The 16,090-nt window shown below is 62.2% G+C and carries 20 protein-coding genes; 5 read left to right on the top strand and 15 right to left on the bottom strand.

Annotated elements, in window-relative coordinates; translation table 11 throughout:
• Positions 1–22: 22 nt before the first annotated feature.
• Together ACLGL5_RS21600 and purL are read right to left on the bottom strand one after the other, a co-directional pair.
• On the bottom strand, positions 23–547 hold the full coding sequence (locus tag ACLGL5_RS21600) for a hypothetical protein (protein WP_069091989.1): 525 nt from the start codon (positions 545–547) through the stop codon (positions 23–25).
• Complete coding sequence (purL, locus tag ACLGL5_RS21605) at positions 544–2,775, bottom strand: phosphoribosylformylglycinamidine synthase subunit PurL (RefSeq protein WP_069091990.1); 2,232 nt, start codon at positions 2,773–2,775, stop codon at positions 544–546. Before purL ends, ACLGL5_RS21600 begins: the two co-directional genes overlap by 4 nt.
• 255 nt (positions 2,776–3,030) lie before the next feature.
• On the opposite strand from purL, the gene ACLGL5_RS21610 reads away from it, so the two are divergent.
• The gene (locus ACLGL5_RS21610; RefSeq protein ID WP_164987053.1) at positions 3,031–3,195 is read left to right on the top strand and encodes a hypothetical protein; all 165 of its coding nucleotides are present in this window, start codon (positions 3,031–3,033) and stop codon (positions 3,193–3,195) included.
• Between the two features lie 15 nt (positions 3,196–3,210).
• Here the strand turns inward: ACLGL5_RS21610 and ACLGL5_RS21615 are convergent, their stop codons facing one another.
• Complete coding sequence (locus ACLGL5_RS21615) at positions 3,211–4,623, bottom strand: aminotransferase-like domain-containing protein (RefSeq protein WP_069091991.1); 1,413 nt, start codon at positions 4,621–4,623, stop codon at positions 3,211–3,213.
• A gap of 95 nt (positions 4,624–4,718) precedes the next feature.
• Here ACLGL5_RS21615 and ACLGL5_RS21620 point away from each other — a divergent pair, with 95 nt between their 5' ends.
• Positions 4,719–4,970: a DUF1127 domain-containing protein gene (locus ACLGL5_RS21620; RefSeq protein WP_038646199.1), complete on the top strand. Its 252-nt coding sequence runs from the start codon at positions 4,719–4,721 to the stop codon at positions 4,968–4,970.
• Positions 4,971–4,979: 9 nt separating this feature from the next.
• On the opposite strand, the gene ACLGL5_RS21625 is transcribed toward ACLGL5_RS21620, so the two are convergent.
• The 7 genes from ACLGL5_RS21625 to purC form a co-directional block, all read right to left on the bottom strand.
• Positions 4,980–5,621: a Pr6Pr family membrane protein gene (locus ACLGL5_RS21625; RefSeq protein ID WP_069091992.1), complete on the bottom strand. Its 642-nt coding sequence runs from the start codon at positions 5,619–5,621 to the stop codon at positions 4,980–4,982.
• A gap of 2 nt (positions 5,622–5,623) precedes the next feature.
• Positions 5,624–6,031, bottom strand: a complete 408-nt coding sequence (locus ACLGL5_RS21630) for a hypothetical protein (protein WP_019857786.1) — start codon at positions 6,029–6,031, stop codon at positions 5,624–5,626.
• Complete coding sequence (locus ACLGL5_RS21635) at positions 6,028–6,693, bottom strand: glutathione S-transferase family protein (protein ID WP_027046772.1); 666 nt, start codon at positions 6,691–6,693, stop codon at positions 6,028–6,030. The genes ACLGL5_RS21630 and ACLGL5_RS21635 overlap by 4 nt, the downstream gene beginning before the upstream one ends.
• A gap of 70 nt (positions 6,694–6,763) precedes the next feature.
• Positions 6,764–7,432 carry a phosphoribosylformylglycinamidine synthase subunit PurQ gene (gene purQ / locus ACLGL5_RS21640; RefSeq protein WP_019857788.1) on the bottom strand — a complete coding sequence of 223 codons (669 nt, stop codon included), beginning with the start codon at positions 7,430–7,432 and terminating at the stop codon, positions 6,764–6,766.
• Positions 7,429–7,683, bottom strand: a complete 255-nt coding sequence (locus ACLGL5_RS21645) for a hypothetical protein (protein WP_038646196.1) — start codon at positions 7,681–7,683, stop codon at positions 7,429–7,431. Before ACLGL5_RS21645 ends, purQ begins: the two co-directional genes overlap by 4 nt.
• A gap of 18 nt (positions 7,684–7,701) precedes the next feature.
• Entirely contained in the window at positions 7,702–7,944 is a 243-nt protein-coding gene (purS, locus tag ACLGL5_RS21650) for a phosphoribosylformylglycinamidine synthase subunit PurS (protein WP_023759521.1), read from the bottom strand.
• A gap of 43 nt (positions 7,945–7,987) precedes the next feature.
• Positions 7,988–8,782: a phosphoribosylaminoimidazolesuccinocarboxamide synthase gene (gene purC, locus ACLGL5_RS21655; protein ID WP_494372763.1), complete on the bottom strand. Its 795-nt coding sequence runs from the start codon at positions 8,780–8,782 to the stop codon at positions 7,988–7,990.
• A gap of 275 nt (positions 8,783–9,057) precedes the next feature.
• Between purC and ACLGL5_RS21660 the strand changes: the two genes are divergently transcribed.
• On the top strand, positions 9,058–9,378 hold the full coding sequence (locus tag ACLGL5_RS21660) for a DUF1476 domain-containing protein (RefSeq protein WP_010909104.1): 321 nt from the start codon (positions 9,058–9,060) through the stop codon (positions 9,376–9,378).
• A 164-nt stretch (positions 9,379–9,542) separates the two neighbouring features.
• Positions 9,543–10,316 carry an HpcH/HpaI aldolase family protein gene (locus ACLGL5_RS21665; protein WP_019857791.1) on the top strand — a complete coding sequence of 258 codons (774 nt, stop codon included), beginning with the start codon at positions 9,543–9,545 and terminating at the stop codon, positions 10,314–10,316.
• A gap of 38 nt (positions 10,317–10,354) precedes the next feature.
• Here ACLGL5_RS21665 and ACLGL5_RS21670 read toward each other — a convergent pair whose 3' ends face one another.
• Together ACLGL5_RS21670 and ACLGL5_RS21675 are read right to left on the bottom strand one after the other, a co-directional pair.
• Positions 10,355–11,533, bottom strand: coding sequence for an acyltransferase family protein (locus ACLGL5_RS21670; RefSeq protein ID WP_069091993.1), 1,179 nt, complete (start codon positions 11,531–11,533; stop codon positions 10,355–10,357).
• Between the two features lie 166 nt (positions 11,534–11,699).
• Positions 11,700–12,248, bottom strand: a complete 549-nt coding sequence (locus ACLGL5_RS21675) for an RBBP9/YdeN family alpha/beta hydrolase (RefSeq protein WP_494372764.1) — start codon at positions 12,246–12,248, stop codon at positions 11,700–11,702.
• A gap of 245 nt (positions 12,249–12,493) precedes the next feature.
• On the opposite strand from ACLGL5_RS21675, the gene ACLGL5_RS21680 reads away from it, so the two are divergent.
• Positions 12,494–13,306: a VOC family protein gene (locus ACLGL5_RS21680; RefSeq protein ID WP_027046773.1), complete on the top strand. Its 813-nt coding sequence runs from the start codon at positions 12,494–12,496 to the stop codon at positions 13,304–13,306.
• A 79-nt stretch (positions 13,307–13,385) separates the two neighbouring features.
• Here ACLGL5_RS21680 and purB read toward each other — a convergent pair whose 3' ends face one another.
• The 3 genes from purB to ACLGL5_RS21695 form a co-directional block, all read right to left on the bottom strand.
• Positions 13,386–14,693, bottom strand: a complete 1,308-nt coding sequence (gene purB, locus ACLGL5_RS21685) for an adenylosuccinate lyase (RefSeq protein ID WP_019857795.1) — start codon at positions 14,691–14,693, stop codon at positions 13,386–13,388.
• Positions 14,694–14,851: 158 nt separating this feature from the next.
• Entirely contained in the window at positions 14,852–15,364 is a 513-nt protein-coding gene (locus ACLGL5_RS21690) for a hypothetical protein (protein WP_038646439.1), read from the bottom strand.
• Positions 15,361–16,086: a DUF2259 domain-containing protein gene (locus ACLGL5_RS21695; RefSeq protein WP_069091994.1), complete on the bottom strand. Its 726-nt coding sequence runs from the start codon at positions 16,084–16,086 to the stop codon at positions 15,361–15,363. Before ACLGL5_RS21695 ends, ACLGL5_RS21690 begins: the two co-directional genes overlap by 4 nt.
• Between the last annotated feature and the right edge of the window lie 4 nt (positions 16,087–16,090).

The raw sequence follows: 16,090 nt of genomic DNA on the forward strand, positions 1-16,090 counted from the left end.
CCGCTGCCGGCGCGATTGTCGCCTAGGACGCATTCTCCTCCGGATCGACCGCATCGGACGCTGGGTCGTCTTCGCGCATCGAGAAGGTGCGGCCAAGGCTGAAAACCAGGATATAGAGGGGGATGTTGACCGCAAGATCGGCGATCGGCAGGTAGCTGGTGATCTGCCAGACGGGCGAGAAGAACGGTTGGCCATAGCCGTCGCAGACAAGCGACGAGCCATATTCCCACAAGGCGCCCAGAACGGCCGCGACGGCGAAGAGCTTGATGCAGGTGACGATCCGGTTTGCCCGTGCCGGGTCCGGCAGAAGCCGGTTCCAGAACACCAGACAGACGATCGGAACCGCATAGATGAGGTTCTGCAGCACCAGCATCGGCAGCGTGCCGTTGGCCGCGTCAAGGAACTCGGCGCGCGTTTCCAGCCGCGGGCAAACCTCGCTCGAGGTCGTCGACAACAGGAAAAAGACGAACGGCCCGAGGAACCAGAAGAAGAACAGCGACGGCCAGAAAACGACTGCAAGCAGCGCCCGGGCCGCCAGTGTGCTCAACTGGCCTGGTCCATGAAGCGGGGGAACCAGCCTTCATGGGCGGCCTTCAGGTCGCTGACCGGGATTGCCCTGGCATCGCCGAGCTTCAGCGCATCGCCTCCGGTCGAGCCGATCCACGGCGCGAAGATGCCGAGTTCGCCCTGCTGCTTGCGGATGGCGTCCCATTCATCGCCATGCGGGTCGATCGACAGTGTCAGCAGATAGCGGCCCTGATCCTCGCCGAACCAGACCGGGATGGGATCGGTGCCGACAAGGCCGGGAACGGTCGCGCCGATGCCCGACGCCATCGCCATTTCGGCCAGCGCCACCGCGATGCCTCCGTCTGAAACATCATGCGCGGCCGTAACGATGCCGGAGGCGATCAGCGAGCGCACATGGTCGCCGACGCGCTTCTCATGCGAGAGGTCGACCGACGGCGGCGGACCGTCGGTGCGGCCATGGATGTCCCTGAAATAGACGGACTGGCCAAGATGCGTGCCCCAGGAGGCGGGCGCGCCGACCAGCAGGATCATCTGGCCTTGCGCCGCAAAGCCGGTGCGCACCATCTTCGACCAGTCGGCGATGAGGCCGACGCCGCCGATGGTCGGTGTCGGCAGGATGCCCTGGCCGTTGGTCTCGTTGTAGAGCGAGACATTGCCAGACACGATCGGGAAGCCGAGCGCGCGGCAGGCGTCGCCGATGCCCTTCACCGCGCCGACCAGCTGGCCCATGATCTCGGGCCGTTCCGGATTGCCGAAATTGAGGTTGTCGGTGGCCGCCAGCGGCAGTGCGCCGGTGGCTGTCAGGTTGCGCCAGCACTCGGCCACGGCCTGCTTGCCGCCTTCATAGGGATCGGCTTCGCAATAGCGCGGCGTCACATCAGACGAGAAGGCAAGCGCCTTGGTCGCATGGCCTTCCACCCGCACCACGCCGGCATCGCCGCCGGGAAGCTGCAGTGAATTGCCCTGGATCAGCGTGTCGTACTGCTCCCAGACCCAGCGGCGCGACGACAGGTCCGGCCCGCCGAGCAGTTTCAGCAGCGCATCGGCAACATCGGCTTGCGGAATGTCGTTGGCGGCGAGCGGCGCCGGCTTCTTCGGCTCGATCCAGGGGCGGTCATATTCCGGCGCCTTGTCGCCGAGATCCTTGATCGGCAGATCGGCGACCTGGTCACCCTGATGCAGCACGCGGAAGCGCAGATCGTCGGTGGTCTTGCCGACAATGGCAAAGTCGAGGCCCCATTTGTGGAAGATCGCCTCGGCTTCCTTTTCCTTCTCGGGACGCAGCACCATCAGCATGCGCTCCTGGCTTTCCGACAGCATCATCTCGTAGGCGCTCATGCGCTCCTCGCGCACCGGCACCTTGTCGAGGTCGAGCTCGATGCCGAGATCACCCTTGGCGCCCATCTCGACCGCCGAGCAGGTGAGGCCGGCCGCACCCATGTCCTGGATGGCGATGACGGCGCCCGATGCCATCAGCTCGAGGCAGGCCTCGAGCAGGCACTTTTCGGTGAAAGGGTCGCCGACCTGCACGGTCGGGCGCTTCTCGTCGATCTTGTCGTCGAACTCGGCCGACGCCATGGTGGCGCCGCCGACGCCGTCGCGGCCAGTCTTGGCGCCGAGATAGACGACCGGCAGGCCGACGCCCTTGGCTTCCGACAGGAAGATGGCATTGGTCTTGGCGAGGCCGGCGGCGAAGGCGTTGACCAGGATGTTGCCGTTGTAGCGGGCGTCGAAGTTGACCTCACCGCCTACCGTCGGCACGCCGAAGGAATTGCCGTAGCCGCCGACGCCTGAAACCACACCGGCGACGAGATGCCTGGTCTTGGGGTGGTCAGGCGCGCCGAAGCGCAGCGCATTCATCGCCGCGATCGGCCGTGCGCCCATGGTGAAGACGTCGCGCAAAATGCCGCCGACGCCGGTCGCCGCGCCCTGGTAGGGCTCGATGAAAGAGGGGTGGTTGTGGCTTTCCATCTTGAAGACGACGCAATCGCCGTCGCCGATGTCGACCACGCCGGCATTCTCGCCCGGCCCCTGGATAACTTGTGGCCCCGTCGTGGGCAGTGTGCGCAGCCACTTCTTCGAGGATTTGTAGGAGCAGTGCTCGTTCCACATCGCCGAGAAAATGCCGAGCTCGGTAAAACTCGGTTCGCGCCCAACGAGATCGAGGATGCGCTGATACTCGTCTGGCTTCAGCCCATGCGCGGCAATGAGCTCGGGGGTGATCGGCACGGAATTGGAAATGGTCATGGGCGGCGATTTATGTCCATGGGAGCGGGGATTTTGAGTCCCCTCTTATCGCAAGCTTTGCGGCCGATACACCCGTCGATGAGCGAAAAAAGACAGAAAGCAACAAGGTGATGACCGGGGTGGGTCCGCACCTGGAGCTTTCAGGCGCCCGTGGGGCCAGCGGTGATCCGCGGGGCCATCGTGAGGAATGCAAAGGCGAATGGGAACGCTATGGCATCCCGGCCGTTGGGTTCCAACCCTTCAGGAGATCAGGACATGGCGACCAAGCAAGGCAAGAAAGACAATCGCCTCTCGGACAAGGAGGCTCTCCATATCGCGGAAACCACCGACGTTTCGCCCGGGCAGGCCAAGGAACTGGCCAAGAAGCACGGCAAGGACAAGGCCAAGGAGGAAGCCAAAAACTTCAAGGCCGAGGGCTGATCCGATTCAGGTCCCTCAGGAGAAGCTGTCATAGCCGGCGCGGCCCTCGTCGAGGAGGCGCCGGATGACGGCAACGCCGTTGGCGACATCGCCGCGCTGTCTCGGCTGCGAGGTGCCGAAGCGGACGCCGTGAAAGACCTGTTCGGAGCGGCCGGCCTTGAACTCGTCCTCGTCGTCGATCAGCACGCCGTGTTCCAGACAGGCATTCTTGAAGGTGCCGGAAAGCCATGGGTCGGGCAAAGTCAGCCAGACAAAGGGCACCTTGTCATGTGACTTGAATGCGAAGCCAGCCAGGGTCTCGCGCACGATCGCGATGCGGGCGCTGATCTCGGCGATGCAGCGCTTGCGGATATCGCTGGCCTGGCCGGAAAGCACCAGCCTTGTATTCACCTCCGCCAGCAGGAAGGGCATGCCGCCGGTCATCATCTTGTGGGCGACACGGATCCGGTGGCGATAGGCGGGAGGGCAGGAGAGCCAGCCGCCGCGGATACCGGCCGCCACCGATTTCGACAGGCCGCCGGCGACGATGGTCCTCTCCGGGGCATATTCGGCAAGCAACGGTGTCGGATCGTCGGTCAGGTGGCCGTAAAGATCATCCTCGATCAGAATGACGTTGTATTCGCGCGCAACACGCGCGATCGCCTCGCGTCGCCCGGCGGACAGTGTCGTCAGGGTCGGATTCTGCGCCGTCGGCATCAGGAAGATCATCCTCGGGTGCTTTTGCGCGCAGACGCGCTCGAAATCGGCCGGGTCGAGGCCTTCGTCATCCGACGCCACCAACGCCGTGCGCCGGCCGATCAGTCCGGCGCTACGCGAGATCTGCGAATAGGTGAGGTGTTCGAAGGCGACATAGTCGCCCGGCGTGGTGAGTGCGGCGATCGCCGCCATCACCGCGGCATGGGTACCAAGCGTCGGAACGATGCTGTCGGCGGCCGGGCGGAAGGTGTTTCTCGACAGCCAGCGGGCGCCGGCTTCGTACCAGCGGGCAGGAAAATCGCGCGTATAGCTCGAGATTTCATGGGGATGATCCTGCGCGGTGCGCGACAGCACATCGGCAACAACGGCGCCCTGGCCGACATCGGGTGCCGCCGTGCTGTCGAAACGCAGCTTGTCCTGGGGCGCATCGACATAGCGCGTGCCTTCCACGCTGACGTCGGGTGTCTCCGGTTTCACGCCGTCGGCGCGCCGGCCAAGCACATAGGTTCCACGCCCGACTTCGCCGCTCACCAGCCCGCGCTCACGCAGCAATTGGTAGGCTCGGCCGACCGTGCCAACCGTGGTGCCGATGTCATAGGCGAGGTCGCGCTGCGGTGGCAGTTTTGTCCCAGCGCCGATCACGCCCTGGTCGATGCCCGCTTCAACGGAGTCTGCAAGGCGTTGGTAGAGCGGTCCGGCGCCGCCGGTCAGATCTGGGAGCCAATTTGTCATGGTGACAATTTTCTATATTGCACCGAATTGTGAGTCAATACATATCAATCACGCACCAAAAGGGGTGCAATTGAGAGTTTTTTGGCAGAAAGAAAATGGATACAATCGCGACAATCCGCCATTCCAGAGCCGCGGTTCCAGGCGAGGCGCTGCGTCCGGCCGGCCAGCGAGGCTTTGTCGGCCGTCTGGTGCGTCTGGTCAGCTCGCTGGCACGATGGATCGGCCATTTGCTGGAGCGCCGGCGCGGCCGGCTGGCTTTGCTGGAGATGACCGACGATCAGCTCAAGGATATCGGCATCTCTCGCTGTGATGCCCATCGTGAGGGCATCAGGCGCTTTTGGGAATAGAGGCCAATCTCAACGGACCCTTTTGGCCTCGCGATGGCCGATGCCGCGATCGATAAAAGCGGCAATGATAGAGATCACCAGGAACAGCGCGGTGATGGCCAATGCCGCAATGGCTACGCTGGCGGCGCCGTTCTTGGCGACATCGAGGAAAGGGTAGGGCACTTCACCCGCGATCGGTGCCCGTACCAGCGCATAGGCAAGATAGGCGATGGGGTAGAGCATCCACCAGGAAATGTCGCTCCATCTCGTTCTGCCGTCGGCCCCTGCTACCAGCCACCACAGCACGAACAGGAATGGCGTCACATAGTGCAGCAGCACATCACAGAGCAGGAACAGGCCTTGCGGCTGCCAGAGCCGTGCCAGAACCGTGGCATAGACGATGAAGACGACGGTGATCGAAACCGCAACACCCGCACGCATCCGCGGCCCGGCGAAAGCCGGCAGCCAGGCATAGCCGGTGGATGACAGCAGGGATGTGTACACCAGCACAGCGCCAATGTTGGTCAGGATGGTGAAGAAGCTGAACAGGAAGACGATCGAGCCGAGCAGGCTGCGGCCGGCTTCCATCGACGCTGGGATGCTGATGCAGAACTGCAGGACGAGGCCGACCAGACCAATGGCCAGACCCGTCACCTGCAGGAAGCGGCCCATGCTCAGGCGGTGGCGGCGCAGGCCGGATTGCCCGTCTGCCAGCGGGCAATGTCCGAGCCGATGCGTGCGCCGAGCGGGTCGTTCATCAGCGGTCCGAACACGTCGACGCGGCTCGAATTGCCTTGCGCTTGCACAACCAGCAACGGCTTGCCGCCATAATGCTTGGCCGGCACCAAAAGGAAACGCGGCGTGCCGCTGAACGAGTTCAGTTCATTGGCCATCTGATATTGCTTGAAGGCCGGGTCCTTGCTGGCGATCCAGCATTTGTGGGCCGCGATCGCCACTTGTTCCATGGCCAGCAGTGCCGCACTTTTGCCTGAGGGCGCCGGCGTGCTCTTCGGGGTCGATTGGCATGACGCCAGGGCAAAGCCTGCGGCTGCGACGAGAACGATCGTCTTGCTCTTGATCAAGCGGCACCCATCTCGAGTTCGGTCAGAGAGATCTTCAGGCCGTCGGTCATCTCGCCCCAGACCCGCGACAAGGCCGGATGCTGCGAGGCGATCTGCTGATAGGCATCGAATTTGGGATAGGCGTCGAGCAGGTCGTGGCGACCGGTCATGGCGCGGAAATTGTTGAAGATGAAACGGGTCGGCGTCAGCCAGGCGTCGGCAAAGCTGATGTCGTTGCCCAGCGCGAAGGGGCCCTGCGCCATGCGTGCCTCGATCGCCGCCAGCCCGTGATGCAGGCGGGCGAATTGGGCGTCGATCTCGGCATTGTTGCGCTTCGGCACGAAATGCAGCTCGAATAGCTTCATCATCGGCGTCAGTACGTCGAGATCTGTGATGCGGGCGAACATGCGTACCAGCGCGCGGTCCTTGGAATCGGGCGGCAGCAGCGCCGGTTCCGGAAACCGTTCCTCGAGATATTCGGCGATGACAACCGATTCGACGATGGTTTCACCCGAGCCGGTGATCAGCACCGGAATCCGGTTCATCGGCGAAATGGCGCGAAACGCTTCGGGGATTGGAAAACCCGGCGGCGGCGCGATGATCTTGAGGGGCACGTCCTTGATATAGGCCAGAGCCCGCACGATCGACGAATAGGGCGACAACGGCCGCGAATAGAGTTTCATGACCGTCTCTCTCCCCAGAGCAATGGACTCGATGTCCGTGTAAAGCTTGCCGCATTCGCGGCTGAGATCGTCAAGCGGCGATACCGAGCGCGCCTTCGAACAGCGCCCGGCCGTCGCTGCCGCCATGGGCGGCCTCGATCAGGTTTTCCGGATGCGGCATCAGGCCGAGCACATTGCCTTGTTCGCTGATGATGCCGGCAATGTCGTTGATCGAGCCATTGGGATTGGTGCCCTCGGCATAGCGGAACACCACCTGGCCTTCGCCTTCGAGGCGGGCAAGGGTTTCGGCATCGGCGAAGTAATTGCCGTCATGATGCGCCACCGGCGAGCGGATGATCTGGCCCGGCTGGTAACGGCGGGTGAACATGGTGTTGGCGTTGGTGACCTCGAGCTTGACCTGCCGGCAGACGAATTTCAGCGAGGTGTTGCGCATGAGCGCCCCCGGCAGCAGGCCGGCCTCGACCAGGATCTGAAAGCCGTTGCAGACGCCGACGACTGCGACGCCCTTGGCCGCCTTTTCGGCGACGGCCCGCATGACCGGCATGCGCGCTGCGATCGCGCCGCAGCGCAGATAGTCGCCGAAGGAGAAGCCGCCTGGGATGGCGATCAGGTCGACGTCAGGGATTTCAGTGTCGGTCTGCCAGACGGTAACCGGCGGTTTTCCTGAAATCTTGGTCAGTGCCGCGATCATGTCGCGGTCGCGATTGAGGCCAGGCAGGAGGACGACGGCTGATTTCATTTTGGTTCAAAAGGCCTTTGAGCTTCGGCAAGTTCGCGCAGGTCGAGACGGCGGTCAATACGTTCGAGTCGATCATCCTGACGGGCGAGAATTCCGTAGATGTTGTGGATATCGCTTTGCGTCGCCACCATGTGACCCCGCATCACATTCAATTCCCGTTTCGTTTCAGAAACATCCTGACGAAGCTCAGCAATCTCGTGATGAACGCACTTCAGAAGCTCGAACATCAGCTCATTCGTAACTTCCGGCATAGTGGCTCCGGCACAACCTCAGGTTATGGCCACACTATAGTTCTCGATCACCGTATTCGCCAGCAGCTTGTCGCACATGGCTTTCAGATCGGCCTCGGCCTTGGCCTTGTCGCTTTCCGCCAGTTCGACGTCGAACACCTTGCCCTGCCGCACCGCGCCGACGCCGCCGAAGCCCAGACCGGACAGTGCGTGTTCGATCGCCTTGCCTTGCGGGTCGAGGACGCCGTTCTTGAGGGTGACGGTAATGCGGGCCTTGATCACGCTGGACATGCTCCTGTTCTAAGTATCGGATCGCAAGCCGCTATCAGTGCGGCTTGCCTTTGACGACGTCGGTCGAAGCGACAAGCACCGGGCCGGTCGGGCGCGGCGGCTCGTTCTCGTTCATGATGCCGAGGCGGCGGGCGACTTCCTGGTAGGCCTCGACGAGGCCCCCCATGTCGCGGCGGAAACGGTCCTTGTCGAGCTTGTCTTGCGTCGCCACGTCCCACAGGCGGCAGAGTTCCGGCGAAATCTCGTCGGCGACGACGATGCGCATCATGTCGCCCTCGAACAGGCGGCCGCATTCGATCTTGAAGTCGACGAGCTGGATGCCGACGCCCATGAACAGGCCGGAGAGGAAATCGTTGACGCGGATGGCGAGCGCCATCACGTCGTCGATTTCCTGCGGACTTGCCCAGCCGAAGGCGGTGATGTGCTCTTCCGACACCATCGGATCGTCGAGCGCGTCGGCCTTGTAGTAGAATTCGATGATCGAGCGCGGCAGGACGGTGCCTTCCTCGATGCCGAGGCGCTTGGACAGCGAGCCGGCGGCGACGTTGCGCACCACCACTTCGAGCGGAATGATCTCGACTTCCTTGATCAGCTGCTCGCGCATGTTGAGCCTGCGGATGAAGTGGGTCGGGATGCCCATGCGGTTCAAGTGGTTGAAGATGTGCTCGGAAATGCGGTTGTTGAGCACGCCCTTGCCGTCGACGACCTCGTGTTTCTTCTTGTTGAAAGCGGTCGCATCATCCTTGAAGAACTGGATGAGCGTACCCGGCTCCGGGCCCTCATAGAGGATCTTGGCCTTGCCTTCATAAATGCGGCGGCGATTTTTCATCTGATTTTTTCTCTGGATTTGCGGGCAGGCGGCAAGCGACCAGTTCCTGTCCGTCTGCCTATATTAGTGCGGCGACGGTTGGGTTCAATGCCGGGTCTATCCCAATCACAACGTTTGCTCAATCGGCAAATCCGTCCAATCAACCGCTTTCGGGACTGAAATGCCGCAGCGCAGCATATGACGAAGCGTATTGACCGGCTCGCGACCTTTTGGTTTGTGCTTTGGCAACACACATATCTCTTGCCAACGAATCGGATTTGACCCGGAGGGACGCCATGAGCAGCATGAAAGATCGCGAAGAAGGCTTCGAGCGCAAATTTGCATTCGACGAAGAGCTTCGTTTCAAGGCGTCGGCGCGCCGCAACAAGGCGCTCGGCCTGTGGGCCGCCGAAAAGCTCGGAAAGTCGGGTGCCGACGCCGATGCTTATGCCAAGGAAGTCGTTGTTTCCGACATCGAGGAAGCCGGCGATCACGACGTGTTCCGCAAGATCCGCAAGGATTTCGATGCCGCCGGTGTCGAGCAGTCTGACCATCAGATCCGCCGCACCATGGACGAACTGATGGCGCAGGCGATCGAGCAGATCAAGAACACCTGATCCGGGAAGACGCAGGTTTCGCAAAAATGTCCCGGTTTTGCGACGGAACCTGCGGCAAAGGACTGACTGGACCAATCGACCGCCCGGCCAAGCCGGGCGGTTTTTCTTTGCCTTCGCCGTGGTTTCCGGCTGAAACTGCCGACATTAACGAGGAAAGAGATTAGATGTCCCTGAAGTCCCGCCTTGCTGCCGATGAAACGCTGGTCACCGCCTGGTCCGGAGTGCCGGACGCCCTGACCGTCGAGATCCTCGCCAAACAGGGCTTCGATGCCATCACGCTCGACATGCAGCATGGCGGTCATCACGAGGACAGCGTGCTGCGCGGTCTTATGCCCGTGCTTGCCGCAAACAAGCCGGCGCTGGTGCGCATCCCCGTCGGCCGTTTCGACATGGCAAGCCGGGCGCTCGATTTCGGCGCCGAGGCGGTGATCGCGCCGATGGTGAATTCGGTGGCCGATGCAAGACTGTTCGCCGCGGCAATGAAATATCCACCGCTCGGCGAGCGCTCGTGGGGACCCACCTACGCCTTTCCGCGCCACGGCAAGGGCGACTATGCCGAATGGCTGCGCGACACCAATCAGCGCACCATGGCCTTTGCCATGGTCGAGACGCGCGCCGCGCTCGACGCGCTCGACGGCATTCTCGACACGCCCGGCATTGACGGCATCTTCCTCGGGCCGTCGGATTTCTCGATTGCCTGGACCAATGGCGCCACAGTCAGTTCGACGCTGGAGAGCATGATGGAGACGGTGGCGGCGGTGGCCGAGCGCACCCGCAAGGCCGGAAAACATGCCGCGATCTATGTCGTCGAACCAGCAATTGCCGGCCGTGTCGTCTCGATGGGCTATCGCCTGCTCGCCACCGGGTCCGAGCATGCGTTGATTTCATTGGGGGCAAAGACACTGTTGAAAGATATCAAGGATTCGATCGGAGCCTGAACCCGAACCGGACGAGCTGCCGTCGCGGCGCCGGGCGGTCAGGCGCTCGCTGCAGCAGGCGCCGCGGCGATAGGGCCGCCGCGCCTGAACCTGTTGAACAGGGCGCCGAGCACCTGGACCCACCAGTTGTTGAAGATCACGAGCGGCAACGCCGCGAGGATCGAACCCAGCATGGCGGCGGCGGCACCAAGTGCGGTGGAACCGCTGACCAACAGAACCCATGATGCCAGTGAGCAGATAACGGGGAGATGCACGAGGTAGAGCGGGAAAGACAGGTCGCCCAGGAAACGTGCCGCCTTGCTCGAGAGCCATGCTGGAGGCTCGTCCACACTTAGCATAGCGTAGACCAACATGATGCTTGCCGGGATGGCCACGCAGGCTTGCCTCAGGCCGACATCATCAGAAACCGCGGTCTCAAGCAGCGCAAAGGGCCGGTATATGCCGACAGCACTCCCCGCATAGCCCAGCAGCGCAAGGGAAACGATCACCATGGCGCCTCTTACCCAGCGATTCGGGCGCAAACCCATGGCGAGAAGCGGATAGAGCATGAGGGTGGCCGGAAAGGCACAAAAGAAGAAGCTGACTTGCAGTGCCAGGAACACGCCTGTTGCTATGCAGAACCAGGAAAGCAGCGTCCAGCGGCCCAGGAGGAAAAAGACGATGGGGGCGAGGGCGAAAGTCAACATGCTCCCCCAGAACTCGACCGTCATGGTCCACAGGCTGCTGTCATAATATTTGTCGCCGTAGATAAACGTCCGCCAGGCTCCTTGCTGGAACGCATCGGCGAAACTCGCTGTCTCCGGCGAGAGCACCCTTGAAGCATTGCCGAATCTGCTCAGCCACTCGGATTGGGTGACCGCAGCGGCATTCTTGAAGAAATACAGATCGAGCTTGAAGATGAAACAGGATGCCAGAACCGTGACAAGCACTGGTGCCGCCAGACGAGGCAAACGCTTAATCGCACCCAGCAGCAGATCTTGCGCTTCGCGGGACTGGAAATAGCGCTTCACAAGCACATAGGAAGAGAGGACGAAAAACAAGTAGACGGCAGAGCCGCCATTGAAGGCGATGAAAGCCAGACTTGTCTTGAGGGATTGCGCGGCGTTGTCTCCGTCTCCGCCCGCCGCCGACGGGGCGAAAGCACGCAAAATATGCCCATTCAAAACGACCAGCGCTGCAGCACCCCTCAAAAATTCGAGTGAAGCGTCCTTGCGCAAGCGCTTACCTTCTTTTGAGCGTGAAGAATTGTTATTGAGCAATATCGCATATACGCGGTGAACAGAGTTCGCCGCGTATAAGAAGTATCGCGAGCCACCTTAAATTATTGTTTATTGGAGCTCGGGGGTTTCTTCGGGGACTCTGTGCGTCGACTTTGGGTCTGAATCACAGATCCGTCAGGAACTTGGCGAAGGTCATCGAGCCTTCGGGCCAAGGGCCGAAGCCGAAATCCTGGTTGAGATGGCCGGTCTCGCCGGCATCGATGAACAGCGAACCCCAGGCGCCGGCTATGTCCTCGGCGACATCGAAGGCACAGAACGGGTCGTTGCGGCTGGCGATCACGATCGACGGAAAAGGCAGCGGCTCGCGCGGGTAGGGGCCGAAGGTCATCAGGTGCTTCGGCTTGATCCCTGGGTTGGCGACATCGGGCGGCGCCACGAAGAAGGCGCCGGCGACCGGTTTGACGAATTGCGGGATGGCCTGCACGGCCGCAGCCACCCCTAACGAATGTGCGACGATGACCACCGGCTTCTCAGCCTCGTTGACCGCTTTGGCCACGCTCGCCGTCCAGTCCTCGCGCACCGGCTTCGACCACTCTGCCTGCTCGACGCGACGCGCCGTCGACAGTTTCGATTGCCAGCGGGTTTGCCAATGCTCGGGTCCGGAATTGGTGTAGCCCGGAACGATCAGGATATCTGCATCTTTGACTTTCATGGCGCTGAGATAGCGAGCGCGATTGCCTCATGCAACCGTTGATGGACGCGTTCCTGCTCGTAATGGTGAACACCATGTTCGCTTTTCGCCGTCTTGTGTGAACGATCGCGATCGACGATCTGCCGTTGGGAGAGAAACAGCCGTGGAGGACCGGGATTTTGGCGCTGACACGACGTACAATGATCGGCGGCGCCGGGCTCCTGGCATTGGGAGCTTCATCAAGCGTTGCCGCAATGGAGATTACGATGAGCGAACTGCCATTTGCCGCCACCACGCCGGTGAGCGTTGCCCGCGTCGGGCTGAAGGCGCGCGATGCCGAAAGCCTCGCCGCCTATTACCGCAGGGTTGTCGGCCTGCAGGAATTGAGCCGTGCCGATGGCGCGATCACGCTCGGCGCCGGCAGCCGTCCGTTGCTGGTCCTTGAGCCGGATGCTTCCGCCAAACCGGACGATCCGCGCAGCGCCGGCCTGTTCCACACGGCCTTCCTGCTGCCCAGCCGTGCCGATCTCGGCCGCTGGATCAACCACGCCATATCAGACAAGATCGCCATCGAGGGTGCGTCCGACCATCTGGTCAGCGAAGCGCTCTACCTGACCGACCCCGAAGGCAACGGCATCGAGATCTATGCCGACCGTCGACCGCAGGACTGGAAATGGAACGGCGACAAGATCGCCATGGCGACCGAACGGCTCAACATTCCGGCTGTCGTCGGCGAAGTGCCGGCCGGCGATGCAGGCTGGCAAGGCGCGCCCGAAAACAGCATTGTCGGCCATGTCCATCTGCGTGTCGGCAGGCCGGAAGAGGCGGAAGCCTGGTGGAACCAGGAATTCGGCTTCGACACGGTGGCCAGATATGGCGGTCAGGCAGTGTTCCTGTCGTCAGGCCATTACCATCATCACATCGGCGCCAATGCCTGGCAGAGCGCCGGCGCCGGCCGTCGCGACCCGTCGCGCTCGGGCCTCGCCTGGGTCGAGATGCGTTCGGACAATGTGACCGGCGAAACGACCCGTGAGGATCCCTGGGGCACGGTGATCAGGACCGTTCCTGGAAAGGCGTGATCGGCTTTGTCCCTCGCAGGTTCGGATACGAAAAGGCCCGCCGGAAAGGCGGGCCTTTTTCTTTGGCGCGTTTAGGTTCTCAAGCCTCCCCAAACACCCGCCTGAAGATCGTGTCGACGTGCTTGGTGTGGTAGCCCAGGTCGAATTTTTCGCGAATTTCCGCCTCGGGGAGCGCGGCGGTGACTTCCTTGTCGGCCAAAAGTTCCTCAAGAAAATCAGCGCCTTGCTCCCACACCTTCATGGCGTTGCGCTGCACCAGCCGGTAGGAGTCCTCGCGCGACAGGCCGGCCTGCGTCAGCGCCAGCATGACGCGCTGCGAATGCACCAGGCCGCGGAACTTGTTCATGTTCTTCAGCATGTTCTCGGGATAGACGACCAGCTTGTCGACGACGCCGGTCAGGCGTGACAGCGCGAAATCCAGCGTCACCGTGGCGTCCGGCCCGATCATGCGCTCGACAGAGGAGTGCGAGATGTCGCGCTCGTGCCAGAGCGCCACATCCTCCATCGCCGGCAGCGCCATGGAGCGCACCATGCGGGCAAGGCCGGTGAGGTTTTCCGTCAGCACCGGATTGCGCTTGTGCGGCATTGCCGACGAGCCTTTCTGGCCCGGCGAAAAATACTCTTCCGCTTCCAGCACCTCGGTGCGCTGCAGGTGCCGGATCTCGGTCGCCAGCCGCTCCATCGACGAGGCGATGACGCCGAGCGTGGCAAAGAACATGGCGTGGCGGTCGCGCGGGATCACTTGCGTCGACACCGGCTCCGGCTTCAGCCCTAGCTTTGCCGCGACATGCTCCTCGACATAGGGTTCGATGTTGGCGAAGGTGCCGACTGCCCCTGATATGGCGCAGGTGGCGATGTCTTCGCGTGCGTGCACCAGCCGCTCGCGGCAGCGCGAGAATTCGGCATAGGCCTGCGCCAGCTTGACGCCGAAGGTTGTCGGCTCGGCATGGATGCCGTGGCTGCGGCCGATGGTAACGGTGTCCTTGTGTTCGAAGGCGCGGCGCTTGAGCGCGGCAAGCAGGCCGTCAATGTCGGCGAGCAGAATGTCGCTGGCGCGGGTAAGCTGGACGGCAAAGCAGGTGTCCAGGACATCCGAAGACGTCATGCCCTGGTGGATGAAACGCGCATCCGGTCCGACGAATTCGGCAAGATGTGTGAGGAAGGCGATGACGTCATGCTTGGTGACGCGTTCGATCTCGTCGATCTTCTCGACGTCGAATTTCGCGGCACCGCCCTTTTCCCAGATGGTCTTTGCCGCTTCCTTCGGGATGACGCCGAGTTCGGCCAGCGCGTCGCAGGCATGGGCCTCGATTTCGAACCAGATGCGAAACCGGGTTTCGGGCGACCAGATGGCGACCATTTCCGGCCGGGAATAGCGAGGGATCATCGGTCAGTCCTGATGTGTCTAGAGCAATTCCAGGAAAAGTGTGCAGCGGTTTTCCCACAGGAATTGCGAAAAAGAAGGAGTTAGAGCGGGTCGGCGGTTCTACCAAGCGCTGAACCGCTCAAGGTTAGCCCGCCTCCTAACAGAGACAGACAAAATGCTCAACGCCGCTGCTGTGCAAACCAGAGGCTGGCGGCAAACAAGGCGATGAACCCAAGCGGAAAATAGAGCCTGATGCCCAGCACCATGAACTGGTAGGACGCCACCGCCATCGTGAAGGCGAGCTGAAACCCCCAGGTGAGGGTGAAGACCGGTGCATGCCATTCGGCATAGTAGGACCGGTATTGCAAGGCATAGAACCCGGCGGTCAGCCCGATCGTCGCGGCGACAAGGCACACCATTGCCGCCGCGAAGGCGACCTCCCGGCCCCTTCCGAGCGAGACCAGCCGTGCCGCGAACAGGCCGACCGGAAAGGCCAGCGCGCCGCCGCCCGCAAACAGCAGCGACACGGTGCGGATTTTCTCCGGAGTCACCCAATTATCCAGCAACAGGTTGATGAGCGCGCTCGTGCCCATGGTTGCGGCCCACAAGAACGACCCGAAAAGCGTCGCGCGCCACCCTGGCAAGGCGCGGCGGACGTAGTTCACGTTGAGTGTGGCGGCGTACGGTGTCACAGGCGGCCGGTCACGGCGATCCAGCGGAAGTCCGGACCCTCGAAGCCATATTGGCGCACCGCGATCAGCACCGCATAGGCGCTGAGGCTATACATGGAGAATGTCTGGACCGCACCGATGCGGTAGCCGTTCGGGCAGCCGCGGCTTTTGGGGATAGACTTGTCCTCATGCAGCAATTTGGTGGTGCCGCCATCCTGCGCTTCGATGCGCAGCAGCCGGAAGCCATTGATCTCGCCCTGACTGTCGCAGCCTTCGGTGTTGTTCATGCCGATCTCGTCCAGCCGGAACTCGAGCGGTTGGTCGACCGGAGAGAAGATAGGGCGCGGATTGACCGCCATGCGGTGCGGATCGGCCGAAAGCTCGGTCACCGGGTTGAAGCCGGCGGTGATGCCGCGGTTGGCGCTCAGCTCGGCCTGGCTGACAATGGCCTCGCCCTTTTGCCGGGCCTGGAGGCGCGCCGCGTCGAGCTTGGCGTTCTCGTCGTCGAGCCGGACCCTGATCGGCGTGCCCTTGAGAAAGCTGTCGGTGCTCGTGTCGATGTAATAGCGGTTGGAATAGGGGAAGCCCGACCCGTCCTGGACGCCGTATTCCTCGAAGGCGAACACGCCGCCATCCTTGCTGAAGCCAAGGATTTCAAGCTCGGCTACATCGCTGGCCCGAGCGGCGATAGACGCTGAAAGCTGTACTGCCAGGGAGATGGCAAACAGGAAAAGCATTCGCATCTTT

This window comes from Mesorhizobium sp. U510 (genome assembly GCF_059180695.1).